Here is a 24,176-nt window from a genome sequence, read left to right on the forward strand (position 1 = left end):
CGGTCGCGGGGTCGGCCGCCGCGGTCAGCCGCGCCAGCGCCTCAGGGGCCGGCCCCGCCAGCGGCGTCCGGCTCAGGGCGGGAAAGGCCTCGGCGAACAGGGCCGCGCCCGAACCGATCAGCACGGCCCCGGGCGCCAGCGCCGCGATCCGCTCCGAAGCCGCCTCCAGCGACAGGGCCCCGGCGGGGCCGGCGGCGACGCCGTGCGCGAAGAACCGCGCATAGACCTGCCCCCGCCGCGCATCGATCAGGGCCGCGACCGGACCCGTCCCCGCCTCCGCCGACGCCGCCAGCGCGTCCAGGCTCGACAGCCCGACCACCGGCCGCCCCAGCGCCGCCCCCAGCCCCTGGGCGAAGGCCAGGCCGACGCGCAGGCCGGTGAACGACCCCGGCCCCATGGTCACGCCGATGCGGTCGACCGCGTCAAACGCCAGCCCGGCCTCGGCCATCGCGTCGCGCGCGAACCCCGCCAGCCGTTCCGAATGCCCCTTGGCCATGGGCTCGGAGCGCAGGCCCAGCCGGCGCATCGCCCCGCCCCCGCCCTCGCCGGTCCCGACCTCGAAGGCGCCGGCGGTGCACAGGCCCAGCGCCGTATCGACGACCAGCACCCTCATGCCCGCGCTCCCGGGGCCGCGCTCACGGATCCCGCGCCAGCGCCTGGACGATGCACGCCACGGCCTTGCGGACGTCGCGGTCCTCGATCATCGGAAAGCCCGTCGCCACGGTCCGGCCGTCGGTCGTGGCGGTGATGAAGCGCAACCCCGCCCAGCCGTCGTCGACCGCGCCCCGCGCCGTCTCGACCGGGGGAAAGAAGCTCTCGACCGAAGTCCCCAGCACCGTCGCGGCGCGGTGCAGCCGCGAGGCCGAGATGCGGTTCTGCCCCGTCTCGTATTTCTGCACCTGCTGGAAGCTGATCCCCAGCTGCTGGGCCAGGGCGCTTTGCGACAGGCCCAGGGCCGACCGTCTCAGGCTGATGCGCGCGCCGACATAGGCGTCCACGTCGTTCCGTCCGCCGATTCTGGCCATGACCGCTCGCCTCCCTTTCCACACGGAAAGGTTTCATGGAAACGAAAAGGACGCAACGAAAAAGTTTCATTCAACGCTCCAGCCGCGCCACCACGGCCGAGACCGACCGGGTGTCGCCGCGCGCGATCCGCTCCTCGGCGCCCAGGCCGCCGGCCCCGCCGCGCACGACCAGCACCTCGGCGTCGGCCCGGTCATACAGCCTGACCCGCGTCTCGCCGTCGGCCATTTCAATGACGCAGCCCTGATCCCGCCGCGGCCAGCGCCCCGGCTCATACTCCAGCACCACGCCCGAGGCGGCCCAGGGCGCCAGATCGTCATTCGAAAGTTGTACCTGCCGGACCGGCGCGACCGGCGAAGGCGCGGCGTTGAAGCCCCGGCCCGCATTGGCCACGCCTCGCGTTTCAGGGGGTCGGACCGGCGCATCTTCGGCCGGCGACGTCTGCACCAGGGCCAGCGCCTCGACCGTGGCGCCGAGGGCTCCGGTCAGGCGTCGCTGCACGTCGGGGCGAAACAGCCCCGGCCGTTTGCCCGCCTCGTACAGACCCCAGCCCTGGCTGGTCATGCCCGCCCGCTGCCCGGCCTCGGCCTGGCTCAGCCCGGCCTCGCGGCGCAGGGCGGCGAGCGCCTCGCCGAGACGCCGGGCGTCCTCATCGCTTTCGAACCGGGGCATGGAGGGAATGATGGCGCCGTCTTCGCCCGGAAGCGAGACGGATTCGTTTCAGCACGTTGCGCACTCAAGCAGCGAGGCGCCGCGCGCCGGGCGTTAGCGCGCTGAAACTTTACAACACCTGTTCGACGCGGGTCACTTCCGGGACGTAGTGTTTCATCATCTGCTCGACCCCCGCCTTCAGCGTCGCCGAGGACGAGGGACAGCCGGCGCAGGCGCCGCGCATGCGCAGGGTCAGGACGCCGGTCTCCAGATCGAAGGCGTCGAACAGGATGTCGCCGCCGTCCTGGGCCACGGCCGGGCGGACGCGGCTGTCCAGCAGCTGTTTGATCTCGGCCACGATCTCGCTGTCCTCGATCCCGTCGGCGTGGGCGGCCGGAGCGGCGTCGCGCATCAGCGGGGCGCCCGAGACGAACTGGTCCATGACGGCCGCCAGGATGGGGGCCTTCATCGTGCTCCACTCCGGACCCTGGGGATCGCGCGTGACCGAGACATAGTCGTAGCCGAAGAAGACCCCGGTCACGCCCTCGAGCGCGAACAGGGCCTCGGCCAGCGGCGAGGCGGCCGCCTCTGCGGCGTTGACGAAGTCGGTCGGCGAGTCCGCGACATCCCGCCCCGGCAGGAATTTCAGCACATTCGGGTTCGGCGTCGGTTCGGTCTGGATGAACATGGCGCTTAAGTGCGCCGTGGGCGGGTCACGTTCAAGGGTGACGCCCCGTTCTCCCTCCCCCTCGTGGGGAGGGTGGCTGTCGCGCAGCGACAGACGGGTGGGGAACCGCCGCACGGTCTGCTTCACCATACCCCACCCTGTCGTCGCTGCGCGCCGACATCCCTCCCCATAAAGGGGAGGGAGACGCGCCGCTACGTCACGCCAGATCCTCGATGTCCTTCTCGGTCAGCTCACCGGGCACGATCGTCACCGGCAGCTTCCGCCCTGTGAAGGCCGCGCCCTGCTTGACCACCGCCGCCACCAGTGGGCCGGGGCCGCGCCCGCCGCTGCCGGCGGCCAGGACCAGAATCTTGATCTCGGCGTCCTCGCCGACGACCTTGCGGATGGCGTCCTGGGGCTCGCCCCGCTCGATCAGCAGCACCGGCGTGGCGCCCGAGCGTTCGGCCGCCTCCTCCGCCCATTTGTTCAGCAGGGCCTCGGCCTCGACCCGGGTCTGGCGCTCGATCTCCTCGCGCACCCCCGCCCAGTGGGCGTCGGACGCCGCTGCCGGAATCACCCGCAGCAAGGTCACCCGCCCGCCCGTCGAACGCGCCCGCCGCGCGGCGTAACGCAAGGCCGACTCGAACTCGGGACTGTCGTCGACGACGACCAGAAACTTGCGCGGCATAGAGGCCCCTTCCCGCAGTAGCCGGACGCGCTCAGGCAGCGAGCGACCGCGTCGCGCGCTTTAGCGCCCAAACATCAGCCGGCGACCGACGCTATCTCACGAATGGCGCTGTTGGCGATGGTCAGTTTGGCGAAGGTCCAGCCCGAGCCCGAGGCCTCGATCTCGTCGACCGAGGCGCGCACGCCCTCCACCGTCGCCTGACGCGGCCCGATCCAGGCGTCGACCGCCGCCTCGGCGGCCGCCTCGCTGGCTCCGACGACCGCCTTCGCGGTTCCGGCCACGGCGCGCGTCAGCACCACCTGTTCGGTCATCAGATCCTCGATCAGGCGGCGCACGGCCAACCGGTCGAAATGATCCGCCGACGGCACATGGCCCGCGGCGGCGCGCAGCCGGTCGAAATCGAAGGCCGCGCCGACCTGGTGGTACAGCATGGCCATGGCCGGTTCGGGCCAGCCGGCCTCGCGGGCCAGATCGCCGATGTCGACGGTGGCGACCAGCGGCCGCAGCATGGCGAAGTCGCGCGCCATGGCCTCGGTCGCGCCCAGGCCGATGAAGGTCTGGACCCGGTCTTCCAGCCGCGCCTGTTCGAACCGCGACAGCACCGCCCCGCCGGCGGCGCGCAGGGCGTCCGCGGCCGGGCGATAGGCCGCGATCAGCTGGTCGACCGTGCACCCCTGCCGCATGGCCCGGCGGGCCAGCCAGAAGGTCTGGCGGCGCAGGACGGTGGCGATCTCGCGATACAGCGCCGTCTGGGCGTCGGCGGAAATCTTCAGGTCCAGCGCCGAGACGGCGTCCCAGGCCTGGTCGAGGCGGAAGACCTGCCGCGCGGCCTCGAAGGCGATGACCATGGCCCCGGTGTCGCACCGCGCCGACTGGCGCAGCCGCTCGGGGAAGGTCGGGCCGGCCATGTTGACGATCTCGTTCGACAATATGGTCGAGACGATTTCGCGCCGCAGCCGGTGCCGCTGCATGTCGGCCTCGAATTTGGCCAGGGGCGCGGGGAAGTAGCGGACCAGGGTCTGTTTGAAGAAGGCGTCGTCCGGGGCCGTCGAGGCGACGATGTCGTCGAACAGCTCCAGCTTGGAATAGGCCGTCAGCACGGCCAGTTCCGGCCGGGTCAGCGCCTGGCCCGCGGTCTTCATCTCGGCCAGTTTGACGTCGTCGGGCAGGCCCTCGACCTTGCGGTCCAGCTTACCCTTCGAGCCCAGCCACTGCATGAAGCGCTGATCGGCGTCGAGCGCGGCCGGCCCCTCCGCCTCCTGCAGGGAGACGGCCAGGGTCTGGTCGTAGTTGTGGGCCAGCACCTTCAGCCCGACCTCGTCGGTCATGGAGGCCAGAAGGGCGTCGCGGTCCCCGGCCTTCAGCGCACCCGAGGCGATGGCCGCCCCGGTCAGGATCTTGATGTTGACCTCGTGGTCCGAGGAATCGACCCCGGCCGAGTTGTCGATGGCGTCGGTGTTGATCCGGCCGCCGCTTCTGGCGAAGGCGATGCGTCCCGCCTGGGTCAGGCCGAGGTTGGCGCCCTCGCCGATGACCTTGGCCAGCACCTCGGCGCCGTCGACGCGGATGGCGTCATTGGCCTTGTCGCCGACCTGGGCGTCGCTCTCGTTCGGCGCCTTCACATAGGTGCCGATGCCGCCGAAATAGAGCAGTTCGGCCGGCGCCTTCAGGATCGCCTTCATCAGGGCGGCCGGATCCAGAACGTCCTCCTGGATATTCAGGGCCGCCTTGATCTCCGGGCTCAGCTCGATGGACTTGGCCGAGCGCGGGAAGACGCCGCCGCCCTTCGAGATTTTCGACCTGTCATAGTCCTGCCAGGACGAGCGCGGCAGTCTGAACATCCGCTCCCGCTCGACCCAGCTCGTGGCCGGATCCGGCGTCGGATCGATGAAGATGTCGCGGTGATCGAAGGCCGCGACCAGTTTGATCGCCCTGGACAGCAGCATGCCGTTGCCGAACACGTCGCCGCTCATGTCGCCGACGCCGACGACGGTGAAGGGCTCGCTCTGGATGTCCTTGCCCATCTCGCGGAAGTGCCGCTTGACCGCCTCCCAGGCCCCGCGGGCCGTGATGCCCATGACCTTGTGGTCGTAGCCGACCGAGCCGCCCGAGGCGAAGGCGTCGTCCAGCCAGAAGCCGTAGTCCCGCGATATGCCGTTGGCGATGTCCGAGAAGGTCGCCGTGCCCTTGTCCGCGGCCACGACCAGATAGGGGTCGTCGCCCTCGAAGCGGATGACCTGCTGCGGCGGAACCACAGCGCCGGACTTGTCGATATTGTCGGTGATGTCCAGCAGGCCCGACAGGAAGGTCTTGTAGGCGCGGATGGCCTCGGCCTGCTGGGCGTCGCGGTCGCCGCCGGCGCGGACGATGGCCGCCAGCTGTTTGGGGAAGAAGCCGCCCTTGGAGCCGACCGGCACGATGACCGCGTTCTTGACCTGCTGCGCCTTGACCAGCCCCAGCACCTCGGTGCGGAAGTCGTCGCGGCGGTCGGACCAGCGCAGGCCGCCGCGCGCCACGGGCCCGAAGCGCAGGTGCACGCCCTCGATATGCGGCGCCCAGACGAAGATCTCGCGGAACGGCTTCGGCAGCGGCAGGTCGGCCAGTTCGCGCGAGGCGATCTTGATCGAGATGTGCGCCTTGGGCCGGCCTTCAGGACCGGCCTGGTAATAGTTGGTCCGCTTGATCGCCTCGACCAGCAGGGCCAGACGCCGCAGGGCGCGGTCGTGGTCCAGACTCTTCACATCCTGCAGCAGGGCGTTGATCTGCGCGACCCCCTTGGCCACGGCGGCCTCACGGCCGGCGGCGTCGCCGCCCTTCGCCGGATCGAACTTCGTCTCGAACAGCGCCAGGATGGCGCGCGCCACGGCCGGATAGTCGCGCAGCGCCTCTTCCTGCACCGCCTGCGACGGATCCATCCCTGTCTGCTGGCGATAGCGGGCCAGGGTGCGCACCAGCGCCGCCTCGCGCCAGTCGACGCCCAGCTCCAGCACCAGACGGTTGAAACCGTCGCTCTCGGTCAGCCCGGTCCAGACGGCCGAGAAGGCGGTCTCGAACGGCCCCTTCACATCCTCGAACTTCAGATCGCCGCCGCGCGGATCCTCCAGCAGGAATTCATGCACATGGATGTCGGCGTCGCCCGCCGGATGCAGGGCGTGGCCCCACTCTTCCAGCGTCTTCAGCCCCATGTCGGCCAGGATCGGCAGCACGTCCGACAGCGGCACCGCCGCGCCCCGGCGGTAAAGCTTGAAACGGAAATTCAGCGGCCCGTCGGCCGGCGTGCGGAAGGCGCGAACCGCCACCGGCTCGCCCGAGCCGATCTGACCGGACTCGTTCAGCCTGTCGACCGCCATCAGGTCGCGCACCGCCTCGTCGGCGTCATAGCGGTCGCGATAGCCGGCGCCGAAGGCCTCGGCCCAGCGCGCGCTCAGCGGGCCGACGGCGACATCGTCCACCTCGGCGGCGCGCAGGGCGGCCTCGAACCGGTCGATCCAGCTGCGGCCGGCCTCGGCCACCTCGGCCTCCAGCGCGGCATGATCCGGGCACGGATGATCGCCCGGCGTGACGCCGATGATGTAGTGGATGCGCACCAGCGGCTGATCCGACAGCTGCGGATACCAGGCCGACAGACGCCCGCCCCAGGCGCGCACAAGGATGCGGCCGATCCGTTCACGGACCGAGGCGTCGAAGCGCTCGCGCGGGACGAAGGCGAGGACCGAGACGAACCGGTCGAACGGGTCCTTGCGGGTGAAGATCTTGATCCGCGGCCGGTCGTGCAGGTGCAATATGCCGAGGCTGATCTCCAGCAGTTCATTCTCGGTGACCTGGAAGAGTTCGTCGCGCGGATAGTTCTCGAGGATGTTCCTGAGCCGCTTCTCGTTGTGGCTGCCCGGCGTCTTGCCGGCGCGCGTCAGGGCGTTGGCGACCTTGCGGCGGATCAGCGGCACCTGGGTCGCGGTCTTGTCATAGGCCTCGACGGTGAACAGGCCGACGAAGCGGGTCTCCCCCGACGGACGGCCGTCCGGGCCGAACCGCTTGACGCCGATATAGTCCATATAGGCGCGACGATGCACCCGCGACCGGACGTTGGCCTTGGCCACGGTGACCGGCTCGGACAGGTCCAGCTGCTTCTTCATCGACCGGGTCAGCACGGCCGGCTCGTTGGCGCGGCGCAGCACGGTGCGGTTCGGGTCCGCCAGCACGCCCAGTCCGGCGCCCGACTGCGACAGCGGCGCCTCGGCCTCATAGCCGCCGTCCCTGTTGCGCGGATAATCGTAGTCGCGCGCGCCGAGGAAGACGAAATGATCGGCCTGCAGCCATTGCAGGAAGGCCAGGTTCTCGGCCAGGACCTCGGCGTCCACGCCGGGGGGCGACGTCTCGAGGTGGGCGATCGACCGCGCCATCAGGGCGTTCATGGCCGCATGGTCGGCCACGGCGCTGCGCACGTCGCCCATGGTCGCGGCGAGGCCTTCGCCGAGGGCGTCGCGACGTTCCTGCGGCAGGGGATCGAGGACGACGACGATCAGCGAGACCCGCCCGCCGTCGCGCTCGACCAGCGGGTGGAACATGGACCGCACCGTCACCCCGGCCTCGGCCAGTTCGCCCATGACGCTGTCGACGAGAAAGGGCCGGTCCTCCTGGACGATGACCAGGCTGTCATAGCCGGTCGGCCGGCCGTCGGCGCCGGTCAGCGGCCCCAGGCTGATGCGCGCGGTCTCGCCCGCCTTGCGGCCGTCCGCCGAACGCCAGACCGAAGCCAGCAGGGCCGCCAGATCCGCGCCGCCCAGTTCGGGAGCCTCGTCGGCGGCATAGTCCTCCCACGCCTGCAACAGATAGGATTTCGCCTCCGGCCCCGGCGCCTCGCCCACCGCTCCCGCAAAGCCGGCCTCCAGGTCCTCCAGGGTGATCGCCTGAGGGAGCTTGGCAGCCAGTTCGCCGGACATGGGCAGGTCTCTTGCAGGCGCGGCCTCTGCATGGGCCGCCGAAAGGAACGCCAGACTAGGCCGCTTCGCCGCAGGGGCAAGGGCGCTGTCCGACGGCCGCCTGACTAGGCCAGCCGGCCGCTCCGGGAAACCCCCAAAACGACAACGCCGGCCCCGTTGCCGGAGCCGGCGTCGCCGAATCGTCGATCCCTCGAGGGATCTAGAAGCGGACGTTCATGCCGATGCGGAGCGCGTGCAGCTCCAGACCGTCATTGCTGCGCGTGATGTCCGTGCCCGCCGTGTTGGGGGCCAGGATGAAGGGGTTGGTGGCCGGAGCCGTCCCGGCGCCGGCGCGAACGACATAGTCGCCCGGCTGCAGGTTGGAATAGAGGTACTCGCCCGTCAGCGACAGGTTGCGGGCCAGTTTCCATTCGACGCCGCCGCCCAGCTGATAGCCGTCGGCCTCGTCTTCATTGACCGTCTCGGTGAAGCTGTTGGTCGTATTGGTGGTGCGGAAGCTGTTCTCGACCTTGGCCGTGGCGGCGCCGCCGGTCGCATAGAGCAATGCCGGACCGACCGCGAAGCCGACGCGGGCGCGCAGGGCGGCCATCTGTTCCACCTGGCGGGTGAAGACATAGGCGGCCGGGGTGCTGCTGAACGAGGTGACCGAATCTTCCATGTCCACGGCGCTCAGCTCGCCGACCAGGCCGACGACCAGAGGACCGAACTGCATGTCGTAACCGGCGCGGATCGAGCCGTCGACGCCCGTGGGGTCGACGTCGCAGCCGCCGGACGCCGCCTGGCCGGTCGCGGAGCCGTCGCACGAACCGGGCGTGAAGGCGTTGGTGGTCGAGCCGCTCAGCACGACCGTGTCGTCGAACTGGCCGTCGAAATCGCGGTCGAACACCAGGCCTTCGCCGGCGTCCTCATTGTTCTCGACCACGCCGCCGTAGACGCCGATGTAGGGGCCGCTCCAGTCGGGAACGGATTGGGCCAGGGCGGGCGCGGCGACGCCGGCCAGCAGGACCGCCAGGGACGCGGCGGAGAGAGTCTTGTACATACGAGGTATCCTTGGAGCTTTCGCGGACGGTCCGCTGTTCGCCCTTCCGCGCCGCTAACGTGGCGGAATTCCGCGCGTTCCATCCGAACACGTCCTGAATCCTCGACTGTTGCGGAGATGTCGCGGCCCTGTTCCGCAACGCGCGGTCCCCAAAAGACAAGGCCGCCGGACTTGCGTCCGGCGGCCTGCTTGGGATCGGCGCCCGGGAGGGGGAGGGTTGGCGCCGATCTGTCCACCGCGGCTTGGGGGGGGGGAGGGGAGGGCCGCGGCGACAGGGATGAGATAGGCGCCGGTTGTGACCAATCAAGGGCGGTGAAACGCCCTCAATCGGCCGCGCCCTGCGGCGGGTTGACGCGGCCCCGCCGGCCCGGCGCGGGGTCGGGGTCGTCCTCGTCGGCATAGGGCTCGCCATCGCCCGACAGCAGGATGGCCATCCAGCGGGAGCCCTTGAACTCCGCCAGTATGGCCATGGCCATCACCGCCAGCGGCGTCGACAGGAACATGCCGACCACGCCCCAGAGTTGCCCCCACAGCGCCAGCGACAACAGCACCACCACCGGGTCGATATTCTGGTTGTCGCCCTGCATGCGCGGCTGGATCATGTTGCCGCTGATGAACAATATGGCCTGCAGCCCGACCAGCAGCACCGCCGCCGGCCAGTAGCTCTCGAACTGCACCAGGGCGAACAGCGGCGGCGCCAGGCCCGCGACCGCCCCGCCCAGCACCGGGATGAAGCCGACGATGAAGATGACGAAGGTCCAGAACTCCGCGTTCTGCAGACCCACGGCCCGCATCAGCAGCCAGGCGGCGGCGCAGATCATGGCCCCGGTCACGGTCTGGACCCACAGATAGCCCTCGACCCCGCCGCGGACCCTCTGGAACACCGCCAGCGCCTCGGACCGGGACTCGCGGGCGGGGAACAGGCCCACCAGCTTGCGCCGGAAACCGGACTGCGACGCCAGCAGAAAGGCCAGATAGACCATGACGAAGAACGAGCCCGACAGCACCCCCTGGGCCTGCATGGCCGCCCCGGCCAGATAGCCGCGCACGTCCAGCTGACCCAGCAGCTCCGCCGCCGTGGGCACGGCGTCGATCCCGAACAGCCGTCCGCCGTCGATCAGGATCTGGTCGATCCGCGGGCCGATCCGGGTGGTGACGCCGGTCGCCTCGTCAAAGAAGCCGGTCGCCCCGTTCACGATGATGGCGATCGAGGCCAGGAAGCCCAGCACGACCAGCAGCAGCGCGACCGTCCCGGCCCAGCGGCCGGGAATGGTAGTCCGGTCCTCGATCGCCCGCTTCACGCCGTCGATCATGATCATCAGGAAGACGGCCATGGCCAGGGGCGTCAGTATGCCCCGCAGCCAGTAGAGCGCCGCCCCGGCCGCCACCACGGCGATCAGAACGAGCGCATTGCGCGCGACGGTGGACGTCGGCAGGGCGATGGGCGATTTCATGCCCGCATCGTCGGCGGCGTCGCGCGTCCGGTCAATGATCTCGACAAGGCGCTTGAAGCCCGCCGTCCGTCGCGACAGGGTGAATCCCCTTCAGGAGTTCTGCATGACCGACGCCCCCGGCATCTTCCTCGGCCAATCGATGGACGGCGCCCCGGCCGGCGGTCCCGGCCTGCCGGAAATCCTGCTGCTGAACCGCGCCAACCGCCACGGCGTGGTCGCCGGCGCCACCGGGACCGGCAAGACCGTGACCCTGCAGATCATGGCCCAGGGCTTTTCCGACGCCGGCGTCCCCGTCTTCTGCGCCGATGTGAAGGGCGACCTGTCGGGCGTCTGCGTCCCCGGCTCGCCCAATGAGAAGCTGCTGGCGCGCGCCGCCTCCATGGGCCTGACGCTGCAGCCGAAGGCGGCCCCGGTCGTCTTCTGGGACCTGTACGGCCTCAAGGGCCACCCGATCCGCACCACGGTCAGCGAGATCGGCCCCCTGCTTCTCGCGCGCATGCTGAATCTCAACGACGTGCAGGAAGGGGTCCTGTCGGTCCTCTTCCACGTCGCGGACAAGGAAGGCCTGCTGCTGCTCGACCTCGACGACCTGCGCGCCATGCTGGCCTATGTCGGCGAGAATTCGGAGCGCATCGGCCGCGAGGTCGGCAACGTCGCCCCCGCCTCCATCGCCTCGATCCAGCGCGCCATCCTCCAGCTCGAGCAGCAGGGCGGCAAGGCCTTCTTCGGCGAACCGGCCCTGCGGCTGGAGGACATGATGCGCACCGGCCTCGACGGCCGCGGCCAGGTCAATGTGCTGGACGCGACGAAGCTGATGGCCAGTCCGCGCCTCTACGCCGCCTTCCTGCTGTGGCTGCTGTCGGAACTGTTCGAACAGCTGCCCGAGATCGGCGACCCCGAAAAGCCGCGCCTCGTCTTCTTCTTCGACGAGGCCCATCTGCTGTTCAACGACACGCCCGACGCCCTGCGCGAAAAGGTCGAACAGGTCGTGCGCCTGATCCGCTCCAAGGGCGTCGGCGTCTATTTCGTCACCCAGAACCCGGCCGACATCCCCGACAGCGTCCTGGCCCAGCTGGGCAACCGCATCCAGCACGCCCTGCGCGCCTACACCCCGGCCGAACAGCGCGGCCTCAAGGCGGCGTCGCAGAGCTTCCGCGTCAATCCGGCCTTCGACACCGCCGAGGCCATCCAGGGTCTGGGGGTGGGCGAGGCCCTGGTCTCGACCCTGGACGAAAAGGGCGCCCCCCACGTCGTCGCCCGCACCATGATCCGCCCGCCCGACAGCCGACTGGGCCCCGCCACGGACGCCGAGCGCGCCGCCGTCATGGCCGCCAGCCCTGTCCGCGGCCTCTATGAAACCATGGTCGACCGCGAGTCCGCCGAGGACATCCTCGCCGCCCGTCGCGGCGAACAGGATCAGGCCGCCGCCGACGCCAGACTGGCCGAAGCCCGGGCAAAAGCCGAGGCGGCCGCCGCGAAGGAGGCCGAAAAGGCCGCCGTGGTCCGGGAACGGGAACAGGCTCGCGAACAGGCCCGCTATGACCGCGAGGCCGCCCGCCCCCGCGCCGCGCCCCGCCGCTCGACCCGCGAAACCCCGATCGAGGCCGCGACCAAGTCGGTGCTCAGGACGGCGGGGTCGACGCTGACCCGGGAGCTGCTGCGCGGCCTGCTGGGCGGGCTGAAGCGGCGTTGACCGGGATCGACTACGTCCGGGCCGGACTTGAGGGTCTGAGGTCGCAATATACAACCCAACCGGCGCTCCATCGCGGGCTCGAAAATCATGTCGCCGAAGACTGGATGCGGGCGACCGGGCTGACGAGGCGACAGCTCTGCGAGATAATCGCGGCCTGGCTGATCTTCGGTTTCGCCTCAGGGCGACTCGCCTATCCGTTCGCTGATCTGCTTGCCAACAATATGCATTGGGTCGCCCAAGCGGACGCGCCGACCGGCAGATCAGACATCCTGGAGTTTCTGACGCCTCTGTCGTGGGAGACTTTTCTGGCGTTCGACGCGGGTGAATTCACCTTCGAGCCGGACTTCGACCCTGTTGAGGGAAACACCCGTCCCATGGTGGCGGCGATCCTCCATCGGATCGAGGAGCTGGCGGAATACCCGGCCGCTCTCGCCGGCCTCAGGCTTTCGGAACCAGCCGCCACATCCTCAACGGATGGCGCACGGCCCCGGCCTCGGCCCCCGCCGCCTCGCCCCGGCCCATATAGAGGTCCGCCCGCACCGGCCCCCGGATCGCAGAACCCGTATCCAGGGCCACGACCAGACCCTGATAGCTCCCCCGGGCCCCGGCCAGATTGCCGCCGTCGGCCGAAATCCACGCCAGGTCGCCGTATCGCCAGTGGGCCGGATCGACCGCGATAGCCCGCCGCGCCGGCAGGGGAATCCCCGCCGCCCCGGCCGGGTCGCCGCCGTCGTCGGGATCCAGCTTGAAGAAGATGTAGCGGGCGTTCAGCGCCATCACCGCGCGCGCTTCCGGCCCCCGGTGCTCCGCCAGCCAGGCGCGGATGGCGTCGCCCGAGGTTCCGTTCGGCGGCAGCAGCCCCCCCTCGGCCATCGGCCGGGCGATGCCGGTGAAGGGCCGGCCGTTGTCGCCGGCGTAGGCGGCGCGGACCCGCGACCCGTCCTCCAGCGTCAGATAGCCCGACCCCTGGATCTGCATAAAGAACAGGTCCTCGGCCCGCATCCACGCCAGCGGCGGCGCGTCCGACGCGCCTGCCGGATCGGCCTCGATTTCAGCCCGCGAGGCCAGGGTCTGGCCCCGCGTCCAGCCCGCCGGGCGAGCCAGCACCGGTGCGTCGAACTCGACGCTCGGCCCGGTCCGCGCGGGATACTCCGGTGCGAAATACGAGGTCAGCAAGCCCGGCCGGCCGTCCGGCGTTTCCGCCGCCACCGCCGTGAACCCGCTCTCGAAGAAGGCCCGCGCCGCCGAGGGCGTCACCGGCTTCGAGGTCTGTTTGATCTGCATGGCCCGGTCGCACTGGACGCGGGCCGCCGGCTCCCGCGACGCCGCGCAGCCGGTCGCCCAGGCCTCGAACGCCGCCAGATGATCCTCGTCGTTCCAGCCGGGCAGGACGGCCGGGCTCAAGCCGACGGGGGGAGAGGGCCGGGGTTCGCCCGGAGAAGGGGCCGGAGCGGCCGGCGGCGCGACGGGCGTCGTCGCGCACCCCGCCAGCAGGATCGTCAGGGCCAGGACGACGGCGCCGGCCTCGCGGTTTCGCCAGCGGCGCACGCCGCCCGCGATCATGCGGCGGCGGGTTCGGTGCGGGCCAGCACCCAGTTGGGATCGCTGGCGCCCAGGGTGCGCTCGAAGGTCCACAGTTCGGCCACGCGCCGTTCCTCGATCTGCGGCTCGGCGGCCCCGTCGGCCGGGGTGATGGTGTTGCGCAGCTCGGCCAGGAAGCGGACCTTGGCCGTGGCGCGGTCGCCCTCGGCCGAGGCCTGTTCCAGATCGGCGCGGGCCGGATGCAGGAATTCGGCGACCTCGGTCTCGGCCCGGGCCTCGCGCCCGGCTATGCCGGCCTCGAACGAGGCCATGACGGCGGGGGTCAGCAGCGGCTTCAGCGTGTCGCGGTCGCCGGACGCATAGGCCCGCACGATGGTCTCATGGGCCTGGCGGGCGCCCTCGAGGAAGCGCACGGGGTCGAAATTCGGGTCGCGCGCCTTCAGGCTGGCGATAGAGGCCAGGGTCACGGCGTCCAGAACATTGGGGCGGCCGGCGGCCTGGTCGGGCTTCGCCCCGGCGAGCGCGGCGGCGGCGGGCTTGGCGCGCGCATCCTCTTCCGGCTGCCGCCCGACCTTCTTGCCCAGCACATTATAGAGCTGGAACAGGACGATGGCGGCGATCACGGCGAAGATGACGATCTGGATCTGGACCGGCGGCACTGGCAATCCTTGGCTGGCGTCCGCGAAACGGCGGCTGCGGCGATGACGATTAGGGGCTCATATAGGGGCGCGCAACATGAACCGCTGCTGAGGTTGGGCGAGCGTCGTTGCCGCACCCCCGGCCTCGTGCTAGTCGCCGCGCCTTCCGGGGCGTCTGAAACGGCGCCGTTCACCCTATTCAGACAGACCCGACCGATGACCGACGCCGCCCCTCCCGCCGACGCCAAGCCTGCCGCGCCCGCTGCTGACGCCGCCCAGGGACCCCAGGGCCCGGGCTTCCGCATCGTCGCCCAGTACGTCAAGGACCTGTCCTTCGAGAACCCTAAGGCCCCCGACAGCCTGCGCGTCGACGGCAAGCCCGCCATCGACATGGGCGTCGAGATGAACGCCCAGGGCCGCCCCGACGGCCTGTTCGAGGTCGATCTGCGCCTGACCATCAAGGCGACCACCGAGGCCATGACGGTCTTCAACGTCGAACTGCTGTACGGCGGCCTGTTCGCCCTGCAGGGCGTGCCCGAGCAGGACATCGAGCCGCTGCTGCTGATCGAATGCCCGCGCTACCTCTTCCCGTTCGCCCGCGAGATCATCGCCCGCGCCACCTCGGACGGCGGCTTCTACCCGCCTTTCATGCTGGATCCGATCGACTTCGCCGGCATCTACGTCGCCCGCCAGCAGTCCATCGCCCGCGGCCCGGCCGAGAGCGGCAAGGCCTGACACGACCCCTCCCGCCCCTTCATGGGGAGGGTGGCTGAGCCGAAGGCGAAGCCGGGTGGGGAACGTCTGACACACCCCACCCTGTCGCCGCTTTGCGTCGACATCCCTCCCCACAAGGGGGAGGGAGAATGTGGTCAGGCCGCCTCGACCTCAACGCCATAGCCCTTCCACAACGACCAGTCCTTCAGTGTCGCCCGCAGGAAGGCCTCATGGGCCGCATGCTCCGCCTCGCCGCCGCGAGGCTGGAGCAGCCGCGGACGCGGCGGATAGCCGGCCGCCGCATGGGCCGCCGCCGCCGCCGTGACCGTGCGTGACGCCGACAGGTCCAGCCGCCGCTCCTTGCCGCCCTTGAGCTCCAGATAGACCTCGGCCAGCAGCCGGGCGTCGATCAGGGCGCCGTGCAGGCTGCGCTCGACCAGGCTGATCTTGTAGCGCTTGCACAGGGCGTCCAGCGAATTGGCCATGCCCGGAAACCGCGTCTGGGCCAGCTTCAGGGTGTCGATCCAGCGGTCCTCGGGAAACAGCGCCCGCCCGCAGCGGCCGAACTCGTGATCGATGAAATTGCGGTCGAACTGGGCGTTGTGGGCGATGATCGGCGCGTCGCCGATGAAGTCGCACAGGTCGATGACGATCTCCGCGAATTTCGGCGCGTCCTTCACATGGTCGTCGGTGATGCCATGCACCCGGATCGCATCGGCCGGGATCATCCGCTCGGGATGGATCAGCCGGTGAAAGGTCCGTCCCGTGGGCAGCAGATCCTCGATCTCGATACAGCCGACCTCGATCATCCGGTCGCCCGTGCGAGGGTCGAAGCCGGTGGTTTCGGTGTCGAGTACGATTTCGCGGGACATGGCCCCTTATTGGCGCGCTTCGCCCGGTTTCGAAAGGGCCGCGTCGGGTCGGGAGGTCCCGAAGGGCCGACGATCGCGGCCTGCTCAGATGTCGCGCCGGGGCGGCGACCACCCCGGGGCCAGAACCATCCCCACGATTTCGTTCACCCGGGCCCGCGCCGCCTCCAGCCCGTCGCCGGTGTCGATGACGAAGTCCGCCCGGCGGCGCTTTTCGGCGTCCGGCAACTGACGCGCCAGGATGGCCTCGAACCGTTCGCGGGTCATGCCGGGCCGGGCCAGCACGCGCGCGGCCTGCACCTCGGCCGGCGCCGTCACCACCACCACCGCGTCGACGGCGGCGTCCCCGCCCGTCTCGAACAGCAGAGGAATATCCAGCACCGCCAGCCTGACGCCCCGCGCCCTGGCCGCGGTCAGATCCTCGGTCCGCCCTTGCAGCACCAGCGGGTGGACGATCGCCTCCAGCCGGCGGAAGGCCTGCTGGTCCCGTCCCAGCGCCTCGGCCAGCCGCGTCCGGTCCACCGCCCCGTCCACCACCACGCCCGGAAACGCCTCGCCCACCGGCGCCACGGCCGCGCCGCCCCGGGCGTAGAGCCGGTGCACGGCGTCGTCGGCGTTCCAGACCAGGGCCCCGGCGTCGGCGAACATCGCCGTCGTCGTCGACTTGCCCATGCCGATGGAGCCGGTCAGGCCCAGCACGATCACGTCGCTTCCCCCAACGCCGCCAGGGCCGCGGCCCGGACGTCCACGTCCGGCGGCTCGACCCCGAACAGGGCCCGGAACGACGGCCGCGCCTGCCCGATCAGCATGGCCAGCCCGTCCACCGTCGTCAGGCCCCGCGCCCGTCCTTCGGCCAGAAAACCCGTCACCAGCGGCCGATAGGTCATGTCCATCAGCACGGCGTCATCCCGCAACGCCGCCAGGTCGATCGCCGGCGGCACGCTCAGCGCATTGACCACCAGAACCGCCTCGCCCGTCGCATCGGCGTCGACCACCGCCACGCCCAGATCGTCCGCCAGCGTCCGCGCCCGTTCGACCGTCCGGTTCAACACCCCGACCTCGGCCCCGGCCGCCTTCAGCGCCGCCGCCGCGGCCCGCGCCGCGCCGCCCGCGCCCAGCACGACCACGGGTCGGCCCCGGACGTCGAGGTCCGGCGCCTGTTCGGCCAGGGCGGCCATCAGGCCGAGGCCATCGGTGCTGTCGGCCCGAACCCGGCCGTCCTCGAACACCAGCAGATTGGCCGCGCCGCAGGCCCGCGCCGTCTCACTGGCCTCGTCCGCCAGAGCCAGCGCCTGCGCCTTGAACGGCGCCGTCACATTCAGTCCGCGCAGGGCGCCGCGACGTCCCTCCTCGACCAGCCCGGCGAAGGCCTCCGCGTCCGCCGGCCCGAAGGCGCGATAGACCGCGTCCAGACCCGCCGCCGCGATCCACGCCCCGTGGATCGCCGGGCTCAGCGAATGGGCGATCGGCTGGCCCGCGACGCCCGCGACTAGGGTCATGACCGCAGCACTCCCGCCCGCCGCAATTCTTCCAGCACCGGCCACAGCGGCAGGCCGAGGACGGTGAAATAGTCCCCCTCCACCGCCTCGAACAGCTGCGCGCCCATCCCTTCCAGCCGGTAGGAGCCGACGCAGGCCAGGACGCCCTCGCCCTCCGCCATCAGATAGGCGTCCAGAAAGGCGTCCGAGAAGTTCCGCATCCGCAGGTCGACCGTATCGACCCCGGACCAGACCACCTGCCCGTTTCGCGCCAGGGCCGCGCCCGAATGCAGCTGGTGCGTCTTGCCCCGCATCGCCGTCAGCTGCGTCCGTGCGTCGCCCGGCGATTTCGCCTTCGACACAAGGCCGCCGTCGAAGGCCAGGGTCTGGTCCGCCCCCAGCACCCAGGCGTCCGCGTCGTGGCGCGACACCGCCAGCGCCTTGACCCGCGCCAGCTCGAGCGCCAGCCCCGCGGCGTCGGCCGGATCATGCGTCGCCTTGACCGCCTCTTCGTCGACGTCGGCGACCTGGACCGAGAACGGCACGCCGGCGCCTTCCAGCATGGCCCGTCGGGCCGCGCTCTTCGACGCCAGGATCAGGCGCTCGCCGCGCTCATGCAGCCCGGAGGGCGATAGCGCATCGGAAAGACTCACCAGTTCGCTCCCAGACGCCGGGTGCGGCGCTCGTTGAGGACGTTGATGATCGCCGCCGCCGTCTCCTCGACCGAACGGCGGGTCACGTCGATGACCGGCCAGCCGCGCCGCTCGAAAGCCCGGCGCGCCCTGACCGTCTCGTCGCGCACCGCGTCATGGTCGATATAGGACGAGGCGCGGTTGGCGTTCAGACCGTCCAGACGGTTCTTGCGGATCTGCACCAGCCGGTCGGGCGAGACGGTGAGGCCGACGATCAGCGGATTCTTCAGCCCGACCAGCCGCTCTCCGTCCTCCTGCCCCGGCACCAGAGGCACATTGGCCGCGCGAATGCCGCGGTGGGCCAGATAGATGCAGGTCGGGGTCTTGGAGGTGCGGCTGACCCCGCACAACACCACGTCGGCGCTTTCCAGCTGGGCCGTCGTGCCCTGGCCGTCGTCATGGGCCATGGCGAAGTCCAGCGCCGCGATGCGGTTGAAATAGTCGGTGTCCAGCGCATGCTGAGCCCCGACCCGGGTCGACAGGGCCGCGCCCAGATAGCGCGACAGGGCGCCAACCAGCGGATCCAGGGCGGCGATCTGGGGCATGTCCAGCTTGCGGCAGCCCGCCTCCAGCTGCTCGCGCAGGTCGCGATCGACGAGGGTGTGCAGCACGACGCCGGGGGAGGAGGCGATCTCCTCCAGCACCCTGTCCATCTGCTTGTCGTTCCGCACCAGGGCGTAGATGTGCTCGATCGGAATGACCCCGTCGAAACGCGCCACCACCGCCTTGGCCATGGCGTTCAGCGTCTCGCCGGTGGAATCCGACACCAGATGGACGTGGAAATAGGTCGCCAGCCGTGACGGACCTGTCGCACGGCCTGTCCCTGTTGCGCCCGGCGTCATCGGCGGCTGTCCATATGTGCGAGACTCCTGTGGACGGGGCGGGGCGCCTTTGGCCCCGGCCTGTCGGCCTTTTCCTATAGCCGGACCGGGCGGGGGCGGCGAGCGGGGACAGGGGTGGACGACACATACAGCGCCGGGCCGGTTCATCCCATGGCCGCGATGCGCCGACGGTTCGCCTGTGGACTTCCTTAATGAAACCTTAACGGCGCCCAGCCTCACGAGCGCGGCCCGGGCCTGAGAGCCCCCGTTCAGGGCTTCGACAGGAGTTGTCCCCGCTTTCACCAGCCCCGTGGACCACGGTGCGCCATCTGTGACCTTTTGCGGAAAACCCTTCCGTGCGCGCTCAAAACATCCGGCTTATCCCCGCCATCCCCCGCCCTGCCTTCTACCTCCCATTCTTCGAATCTTTTCTTGAGAAGGATTGGAAGGGTGCGACACGGGCCGGGCTTGAGCCGGGCCCGGGCCCCCGGTAGGACCAGGGTCAGATGACCAACTCTTCTTCCTCACCATTGCTTCTCAAGGTTCTCGCCGGGGAGACGACCTCGCGTCCGCCGGTGTGGTTCATGCGTCAGGCCGGGCGCTACCTGCCGGAGTACCGGGCGCTCCGGGCGACGACGCCGGACTTCATCTCCTTCTGTCTGGATCCCGAGAAGGCCGCCGAGGCGACGCTGCAGCCGATGCGGCGCTTCGGCTTCGACGCCGCCATCGTCTTCGCCGACATCCTGCTGATCCCCCGGGCGCTGGGCCAGGAGGTCTGGTTCGAGGCCGGCGAGGGGCCGCGTCTGGGCGCCCTGCCTCCCGTCGAGGTCATGCGGGGCCTGACATCGGGGGCCGGTGAGGCGCTGAAGCAGGTGGGCCAGACCCTGTCGCTGGTGCGTTCGCAGCTGGACCCCGAGCGCGCCCTGATCGGCTTCGCCGGCGCGCCCTGGACCGTCGCCACCTATATGCTGGACGGCGAGGCCCGAACCATCGGCAAGGGCGAGCGGGCCCAGGCGCGCACCTACGCCTATGCCGAGCCTGAAAAGGTCGCGGCCCTGCTGGACGTGCTGGTCGAGGCCACGGCCCATTATCTGAAGATGCAGGCCGACGCCGGGGCCCAGGTCCTGAAGATCTTCGAGAGCTGGGCCGAGGGCCTGCCGGAAGACCTGTTCGAAAGCCTCGTCCTGCGCCCCCACCAGAAGCTGGTGGCCCGCGTCCGCGAGCTGGGCGTCACGGTTCCCCTGATCGGCTTCCCGCGCGGCTCGGCCGCCCTGGCCGAACGCTACGCCGCCGAGGTCGACGTCCAGGCCGTGGCGCTGGACACGGCCTGTCCGCTGGAGATCGGCCGCCGCGTCCAGGCGATCAAGCCGATCCAGGGCGCGCTGGATCCCCTGCTGCTGCGCGCCGGCGGCCCGATGCTGGATCGCCGCGTGGACCAGCTGCTCGAGGCCTGGGGGCAGGGGCCGTGGATCTTCAACCTCGGCCACGGCATCCTGCCCGACGTGCCGATCGCCCACGTCGAACAGGTGCTGAAACGGATCGGCGCCCAATGACCGGGATCAGCACAGGCCGCCGGATCGCCGTGGTCCTGTTCAATCTGGGCGGGCCCGACGACCAGGCCTCGGTGCGGCCCTTCCTGTTCAACCTGTTCCGCGACCCGGCCATCATCGGCCTGCCCCAGCCCTTCCGCACCTGGCTGGCCGGCCTGATCTCCAGCCGTCGCGAGGTCAGCGCCCAGGCCAACTACGCCCTGATGGGCGGCGGCTCGCCCCTGCTGGCCGAGACCCGCAAGCAGGCGGCTGCCCTGGAGCAGGCGCTCGGCGGCCGGCTGCCCGGCGACACCATCCGGACCTTCATCGCCATGCGATACTGGTCGCCCCTGACCGAACAGGTCGCGGCCGAAGTCGCGGTCTTCGCCCCCGACGAGGTCGTCCTGCTGCCGCTCTATCCGCAGTTCTCGACCACCACGACGCAATCGTCGCTCAAGTTGTGGAACGAGGTCTACGCCGGCCCCGGCGCCCGCCGCACGGTCTGCTGCTATCCGCAGGCGTCCGGCTGGATCGAGGCCCAGGCCGACGGGGTTCGGGCGAAGCTGGCGGAAGCCGGCGACCGGCCGGTCCGCGTCCTGTTCTCGGCCCACGGCATCCCCGAAAGCCTGGTCGCGAAGAAGGGCGACCCCTATCAGGAACAGGTCGAGACGACCTGCGCCGCCATCGCCGCCGCGGCCGGACTGGTCGAGCGGGAGGCGGACTGGACCATCTGCTACCAGAGCCGGGTCGGGCCGATGAAATGGCTGGGCCCCTCGACGCCCGAGGCCATCGCGCAGGCCGCCGGCGACGGCGTCGGCGTGGTCGTCACCCCCGTCGCCTTCGTCTCCGAACATATCGAGACCCTCGTCGAGCTGGACATCGAATACGCCGAACTGGCCCACGGCCTGGGCGTCGCGCCGTATCTGCGGGCGCCCGCCGTCGGCGTCGCCGCCCCCTTCATCCGGACCCTGGCCGACGCCGTTCTCGACGCCCTGTCGCGCGATGGCGTGGCGCCCTGGGGTCCCGGTTGCCGGGCCGCGTGGAAGGCCTGCCCGTCGCAATGTGAGCGGAGGGCGGCCTGATGCTGGGCGTCATGGCGTTCGAGATCGTACGCGGCCTGCACATCCTCGCGGTCATCGCCTGGATGGCGGGCATGCTCTTCCTGCCCCGCCTCTACGCCTATGACGCCGAACAGGCGGACAAGGCCGAGCCGCTGCGGTCCGAAATGCGCGCCCTGCTGCGGACCTGGCAGCGCCGGCTGCTGAAGATCATCGTCAATCCGGCCATGACCCTGGCGTGGATCTTCGGCGTCTGGATGATCGCCATCCACATCTACGGCTTCGGCGAGGGCTGGGGCTTTCTGGCCCAGCCCTGGATGGTCGCCAAGCTGGCCGGCGTGGTCGCCCTCAGCGGCTGGCACGGCTTTCTCGCGGGCGAGCTCCGCCGCATCGAGGCCGGGACCTCGACCCGCACCGGTCGCTTCTGGCGCATGACCAACGAGATCCCCTTCCTGATCGCCATCGTCATGGTGCTGTCGGTCACGACCCAATGGACGTTCGGCTGACCGACGCCCGGCGGGCGCCTTGCGTCCGAATCTGACGCATCGCCATGGTCTGATCGCCGCGACCCGGTCGGGTCACGGTCTTTGACAATCGCATCCGGAACGGACCTCAGGCGCACGATGCGCACGAAGCGCACTGTGTTTTTCGGCGAAGACCGGCCCCGCCGTCATCGCCCCGGCGGCCGCTCCCGCTTGACCTGACGGGGCTGGCGTGGTTTCGCTGCTCCCGAACCGTTCCTGGCCCAAGAGCCTTCCACGCCGGGCGGTCCCTCTCTCTCAGCGACGCCGATCGGATCTCTCCCGTCGGAGCCCGTCGTTCTCCCTGCCGGCCGCAAGGCCAGACATTGTCAGCCCGCCCGGTCTCGCTTGCGCGAGCGCCCGGCTGCGCATGTGTAAGAAGCCTCCCATGACCGACGTCCGCGACACCGACCCGACCGCCCCTGAAGCCGAGACCTTCGACAGCGACCTGCCCACGACGGACGTCGCCGCGTCCGACCTGCCCATGGTCGACCAGGAGTCCGGCGACGACGAGGACGACGGCGAACCGATCGTCCCCAACGGCCGCATCACCCTGCAGGAGCTCAACGACAAGACGCCCGAGGAACTGGTCGCCTTCGCCGAAAGCCTTGAGATCGAGAACGCCGGCAATCTGCGCAAACAGGACCTGCTGTTCGCCATCCTGAAGACCCTGGCCGACGAAGAGGTCGAGATCATCGCCTCGGGGACGCTGGAAATCCTGCCCGACGGCTTCGGCTTCCTGCGCAGCCCGGACGTCAATTATCTTCCGGGCCCGGACGATGTTTACGTCTCTCCCTCGCAGATCCGCCGCTTCGGCCTGCGCTCGGGCGACACCATCCACGGCGCCGTCCGCGGCCCGCGCGAGGGCGAGCGCTACTTCGCCCTGCTCAAGGTCGACACGATCAATTTCGAGGACCCGGAAACGGTCAAGACCAAGGTCCTGTTCGACAACCTGACCCCGCTCTATCCCGAAGAGCGGCTGCACATGGAAATCCAGGACCCCACCCTGAAGGACCGATCGGGCCGGGTCATCGACATCGTCGCCCCGCTCGGCAAGGGCCAGCGCTGCCTGATCGTCGCCCCGCCGCGCGTCGGCAAGACGGTGATGCTCCAGAACATCGCCAAGTCGATCGAGCGCAACCACCCCGAGGTGGCCCTGATCGTCCTGCTGATCGACGAACGCCCCGAGGAAGTCACCGACATGCAGCGCACGGTGAAGGGCGAGGTCATCGCCTCGACCTTCGACGAGCCGGCCACCCGCCACGTCGCCGTCGCCGAAATGGTGATCGAAAAGGCCAAGCGCCTGGTCGAGCACAAGAAGGACGTCGTCATCCTGCTCGACTCCATCACCCGCCTGGGCCGCGCCTACAACGCCACCGTGCCGTCGTCGGGCAAGGTCCTGACCGGCGGCGTCGACGCCAACGCCCTGCAGCGGCCGAAACGCTTCTTCGGCGCCGCGCGGAACGTGGAGCAGGGGGGCTCGCTGACCATCATCGCCACCGCCCTGATCGACACCGGCTCGCGCATGGACGAGGTGATCTTCGAAGAGTTCAAGGGCACCGGCAACTCCGAGATCGTGCTGGACCGCAAGGTCGCCGACAAGCGCATCTTCCCGGCCATCGACGTGCTCAAGTCCGGCACCCGCAAGGAAGAGCTCACCACGCCCAAGGATCAGCTGGCCAAGACCTATGTCCTGCGCCGCATCCTCAACCCCATGGGCCCGCAGGACGCGATCGAGTTCCTCATCGACAAGCTGCGTCAGTCGAAGAACAATGCGGACTTCTTCCAGTCGATGAACACCTGATGCGGCTTCGGCTGTTTCACGTGAAACACGGAGCGGCGGCATGAAGGTCAACGTCGAAGTCGAGTGCACGCCCGAGGAGGCCCGCGCCTTCATGGGCCTGCCCAATGTCGAACCGCTGAACGACCATCTGGTCGCCGAGATGAAGCGGCGCATGGACGAAAACATCACCGCCATGCAGCCGGACGAACTGATGAAGACCTGGACCAGTTTCGGCCTCCAGGCCCAGGACCAGTTCCGCAAGCTGATGGAGACGGCGGTCGGCGGAGCGACCAAGCCGTGAACGCCTCTCCTCCCCCTTCATGGGGGAGGTGGCGCGCGCAGCGCGACGGAGGGGGCAAACCCTGGACACCGGCGG

The 24,176-nt window shown here is 70.1% G+C and carries 22 protein-coding genes; 7 read left to right on the forward strand and 15 right to left on the reverse strand.

From position 1 onward, the window contains the following. From tsaB to WC555_RS13520, 8 genes are all read right to left on the reverse strand, one after another. Nucleotides 1-613, reverse strand: a 613-nt coding sequence (gene tsaB / locus WC555_RS13485) for a tRNA (adenosine(37)-N6)-threonylcarbamoyltransferase complex dimerization subunit type 1 TsaB (RefSeq protein ID WP_373254312.1), incomplete at its 3' end; no start/stop codon positions are given. A gap of 22 nt (nucleotides 614-635) precedes the next feature. After that, nucleotides 636-1,025, reverse strand: coding sequence for a helix-turn-helix domain-containing protein (locus tag WC555_RS13490; protein ID WP_373254313.1), 390 nt, complete (start codon nucleotides 1,023-1,025; stop codon nucleotides 636-638). A gap of 70 nt (nucleotides 1,026-1,095) precedes the next feature. Then, on the reverse strand, nucleotides 1,096-1,695 hold the full coding sequence (locus tag WC555_RS13495) for a helix-turn-helix transcriptional regulator (RefSeq protein ID WP_373254315.1): 600 nt from the start codon (nucleotides 1,693-1,695) through the stop codon (nucleotides 1,096-1,098). A 109-nt stretch (nucleotides 1,696-1,804) separates the two neighbouring features. Then, nucleotides 1,805-2,362, reverse strand: coding sequence for a NifU family protein (locus WC555_RS13500; RefSeq protein ID WP_373254351.1), 558 nt, complete (start codon nucleotides 2,360-2,362; stop codon nucleotides 1,805-1,807). Nucleotides 2,363-2,558: 196 nt separating this feature from the next. Further along, on the reverse strand, nucleotides 2,559-3,029 hold the full coding sequence (locus WC555_RS13505; RefSeq protein WP_373254316.1) for a universal stress protein: 471 nt from the start codon (nucleotides 3,027-3,029) through the stop codon (nucleotides 2,559-2,561). Nucleotides 3,030-3,103: 74 nt separating this feature from the next. After that, nucleotides 3,104-7,969 (reverse strand): NAD-glutamate dehydrogenase, encoded by a 4,866-nt coding sequence (locus tag WC555_RS13510; RefSeq protein WP_373254318.1) that lies wholly within the window; start codon nucleotides 7,967-7,969, stop codon nucleotides 3,104-3,106. 199 nt (nucleotides 7,970-8,168) lie between these two features. Continuing rightward, a complete protein-coding gene (locus WC555_RS13515) occupies nucleotides 8,169-9,008 on the reverse strand; it encodes an outer membrane protein (RefSeq protein ID WP_373254320.1) in 840 nt (279 codons plus the stop codon). 323 nt (nucleotides 9,009-9,331) lie between these two features. Beyond that, nucleotides 9,332-10,462, reverse strand: coding sequence for an AI-2E family transporter (locus tag WC555_RS13520; RefSeq protein WP_373254322.1), 1,131 nt, complete (start codon nucleotides 10,460-10,462; stop codon nucleotides 9,332-9,334). A 103-nt stretch (nucleotides 10,463-10,565) separates the two neighbouring features. On the opposite strand from WC555_RS13520, the gene WC555_RS13525 reads away from it, so the two are divergent. After that, nucleotides 10,566-12,155 carry a helicase HerA-like domain-containing protein gene (locus WC555_RS13525; RefSeq protein ID WP_373254324.1) on the forward strand — a complete coding sequence of 530 codons (1,590 nt, stop codon included), beginning with the start codon at nucleotides 10,566-10,568 and terminating at the stop codon, nucleotides 12,153-12,155. A gap of 438 nt (nucleotides 12,156-12,593) precedes the next feature. Here the strand turns inward: WC555_RS13525 and WC555_RS13530 are convergent, their stop codons facing one another. Continuing rightward, nucleotides 12,594-13,718, reverse strand: coding sequence for an MltA domain-containing protein (locus WC555_RS13530; protein WP_373254326.1), 1,125 nt, complete (start codon nucleotides 13,716-13,718; stop codon nucleotides 12,594-12,596). Beyond that, complete coding sequence (gene timA, locus WC555_RS13535) at nucleotides 13,715-14,362, reverse strand: TIM44-related membrane protein TimA (RefSeq protein WP_373254328.1); 648 nt, start codon at nucleotides 14,360-14,362, stop codon at nucleotides 13,715-13,717. The genes WC555_RS13530 and timA overlap by 4 nt, the downstream gene beginning before the upstream one ends. A 189-nt stretch (nucleotides 14,363-14,551) precedes the next feature. Here timA and secB point away from each other — a divergent pair, with 189 nt between their 5' ends. Beyond that, nucleotides 14,552-15,070, forward strand: a complete 519-nt coding sequence (secB, locus tag WC555_RS13540) for a protein-export chaperone SecB (protein WP_373254329.1) — start codon at nucleotides 14,552-14,554, stop codon at nucleotides 15,068-15,070. Between the two features lie 134 nt (nucleotides 15,071-15,204). Here secB and dnaQ read toward each other — a convergent pair whose 3' ends face one another. The 5 genes from dnaQ to WC555_RS13565 all read right to left on the reverse strand — a co-directional run bounded on the left by dnaQ (nucleotide 15,205) and on the right by WC555_RS13565 (nucleotide 18,930). Next, nucleotides 15,205-15,921, reverse strand: coding sequence for a DNA polymerase III subunit epsilon (gene dnaQ / locus WC555_RS13545; RefSeq protein WP_373254332.1), 717 nt, complete (start codon nucleotides 15,919-15,921; stop codon nucleotides 15,205-15,207). Between the two features lie 84 nt (nucleotides 15,922-16,005). Then, nucleotides 16,006-16,623, reverse strand: a complete 618-nt coding sequence (gene coaE / locus WC555_RS13550; protein ID WP_373254334.1) for a dephospho-CoA kinase — start codon at nucleotides 16,621-16,623, stop codon at nucleotides 16,006-16,008. After that, nucleotides 16,620-17,417, reverse strand: a complete 798-nt coding sequence (locus tag WC555_RS13555) for a shikimate dehydrogenase (RefSeq protein WP_373254335.1) — start codon at nucleotides 17,415-17,417, stop codon at nucleotides 16,620-16,622. Before WC555_RS13555 ends, coaE begins: the two co-directional genes overlap by 4 nt. Then, complete coding sequence (locus WC555_RS13560) at nucleotides 17,414-18,049, reverse strand: nucleoside triphosphate pyrophosphatase (protein WP_373254337.1); 636 nt, start codon at nucleotides 18,047-18,049, stop codon at nucleotides 17,414-17,416. The genes WC555_RS13555 and WC555_RS13560 overlap by 4 nt, the downstream gene beginning before the upstream one ends. Beyond that, nucleotides 18,046-18,930 (reverse strand): pyruvate, water dikinase regulatory protein, encoded by an 885-nt coding sequence (locus WC555_RS13565; protein ID WP_373254340.1) that lies wholly within the window; start codon nucleotides 18,928-18,930, stop codon nucleotides 18,046-18,048. The genes WC555_RS13560 and WC555_RS13565 overlap by 4 nt, the downstream gene beginning before the upstream one ends. A gap of 485 nt (nucleotides 18,931-19,415) precedes the next feature. On the opposite strand from WC555_RS13565, the gene hemE reads away from it, so the two are divergent. The 5 genes from hemE (at nucleotide 19,416) to WC555_RS13590 (ending at nucleotide 24,101) form a co-directional block, all read left to right on the forward strand. Further along, complete coding sequence (hemE, locus tag WC555_RS13570; RefSeq protein ID WP_373254342.1) at nucleotides 19,416-20,462, forward strand: uroporphyrinogen decarboxylase; 1,047 nt, start codon at nucleotides 19,416-19,418, stop codon at nucleotides 20,460-20,462. Next, nucleotides 20,459-21,520, forward strand: coding sequence for a ferrochelatase (gene hemH / locus WC555_RS13575; RefSeq protein ID WP_373254345.1), 1,062 nt, complete (start codon nucleotides 20,459-20,461; stop codon nucleotides 21,518-21,520). Before hemE ends, hemH begins: the two co-directional genes overlap by 4 nt. Then, nucleotides 21,520-22,002 (forward strand): CopD family protein, encoded by a 483-nt coding sequence (locus WC555_RS13580; RefSeq protein ID WP_373254346.1) that lies wholly within the window; start codon nucleotides 21,520-21,522, stop codon nucleotides 22,000-22,002. The genes hemH and WC555_RS13580 overlap by 1 nt, the downstream gene beginning before the upstream one ends. Nucleotides 22,003-22,405: 403 nt before the next feature. Then, complete coding sequence (gene rho / locus WC555_RS13585; RefSeq protein WP_373254348.1) at nucleotides 22,406-23,821, forward strand: transcription termination factor Rho; 1,416 nt, start codon at nucleotides 22,406-22,408, stop codon at nucleotides 23,819-23,821. 40 nt (nucleotides 23,822-23,861) lie between these two features. Continuing rightward, entirely contained in the window at nucleotides 23,862-24,101 is a 240-nt protein-coding gene (locus WC555_RS13590; protein ID WP_373254350.1) for a DUF6489 family protein, read from the forward strand. Nucleotides 24,102-24,176: the final 75 nt, after the last annotated feature.

Origin of the sequence: Brevundimonas sp., from assembly GCF_041648615.1 — a bacterium.
Classification (GTDB): domain Bacteria; phylum Pseudomonadota; class Alphaproteobacteria; order Caulobacterales; family Caulobacteraceae; genus Brevundimonas.

What these genes read in the sequence shown, in the direction of transcription:
- WC555_RS13490 (WP_373254313.1), bottom strand. Translation starts at nt 1,025, where the DNA reads ATGGCCAGAATCGGCGGACGGAACGACGTGGACGCCTATGTCGGCGCG.
- WC555_RS13495 (WP_373254315.1), bottom strand. Translation starts at nt 1,695, where the DNA reads ATGCCCCGGTTCGAAAGCGATGAGGACGCCCGGCGTCTCGGCGAGGCG.
- WC555_RS13500 (WP_373254351.1), bottom strand. Translation starts at nt 2,362, where the DNA reads ATGTTCATCCAGACCGAACCGACGCCGAACCCGAATGTGCTGAAATTC.
- WC555_RS13505 (WP_373254316.1), bottom strand. Translation starts at nt 3,029, where the DNA reads ATGCCGCGCAAGTTTCTGGTCGTCGTCGACGACAGTCCCGAGTTCGAG.
- WC555_RS13510 (WP_373254318.1), bottom strand. Translation starts at nt 7,969, where the DNA reads ATGTCCGGCGAACTGGCTGCCAAGCTCCCTCAGGCGATCACCCTGGAG.
- WC555_RS13515 (WP_373254320.1), bottom strand. Translation starts at nt 9,008, where the DNA reads ATGTACAAGACTCTCTCCGCCGCGTCCCTGGCGGTCCTGCTGGCCGGC.
- WC555_RS13520 (WP_373254322.1), bottom strand. Translation starts at nt 10,462, where the DNA reads ATGAAATCGCCCATCGCCCTGCCGACGTCCACCGTCGCGCGCAATGCG.
- WC555_RS13525 (WP_373254324.1), top strand. Translation starts at nt 10,566, where the DNA reads ATGACCGACGCCCCCGGCATCTTCCTCGGCCAATCGATGGACGGCGCC.
- WC555_RS13530 (WP_373254326.1), bottom strand. Translation starts at nt 13,718, where the DNA reads ATGATCGCGGGCGGCGTGCGCCGCTGGCGAAACCGCGAGGCCGGCGCC.
- secB (WP_373254329.1), top strand. Translation starts at nt 14,552, where the DNA reads ATGACCGACGCCGCCCCTCCCGCCGACGCCAAGCCTGCCGCGCCCGCT.
- dnaQ (WP_373254332.1), bottom strand. Translation starts at nt 15,921, where the DNA reads ATGTCCCGCGAAATCGTACTCGACACCGAAACCACCGGCTTCGACCCT.
- WC555_RS13555 (WP_373254335.1), bottom strand. Translation starts at nt 17,417, where the DNA reads ATGACCCTAGTCGCGGGCGTCGCGGGCCAGCCGATCGCCCATTCGCTG.
- WC555_RS13565 (WP_373254340.1), bottom strand. Translation starts at nt 18,930, where the DNA reads ATGACGCCGGGCGCAACAGGGACAGGCCGTGCGACAGGTCCGTCACGG.
- hemE (WP_373254342.1), top strand. Translation starts at nt 19,416, where the DNA reads ATGACCAACTCTTCTTCCTCACCATTGCTTCTCAAGGTTCTCGCCGGG.
- hemH (WP_373254345.1), top strand. Translation starts at nt 20,459, where the DNA reads ATGACCGGGATCAGCACAGGCCGCCGGATCGCCGTGGTCCTGTTCAAT.
- WC555_RS13580 (WP_373254346.1), top strand. Translation starts at nt 21,520, where the DNA reads ATGCTGGGCGTCATGGCGTTCGAGATCGTACGCGGCCTGCACATCCTC.
- rho (WP_373254348.1), top strand. Translation starts at nt 22,406, where the DNA reads ATGACCGACGTCCGCGACACCGACCCGACCGCCCCTGAAGCCGAGACC.
- WC555_RS13590 (WP_373254350.1), top strand. Translation starts at nt 23,862, where the DNA reads ATGAAGGTCAACGTCGAAGTCGAGTGCACGCCCGAGGAGGCCCGCGCC.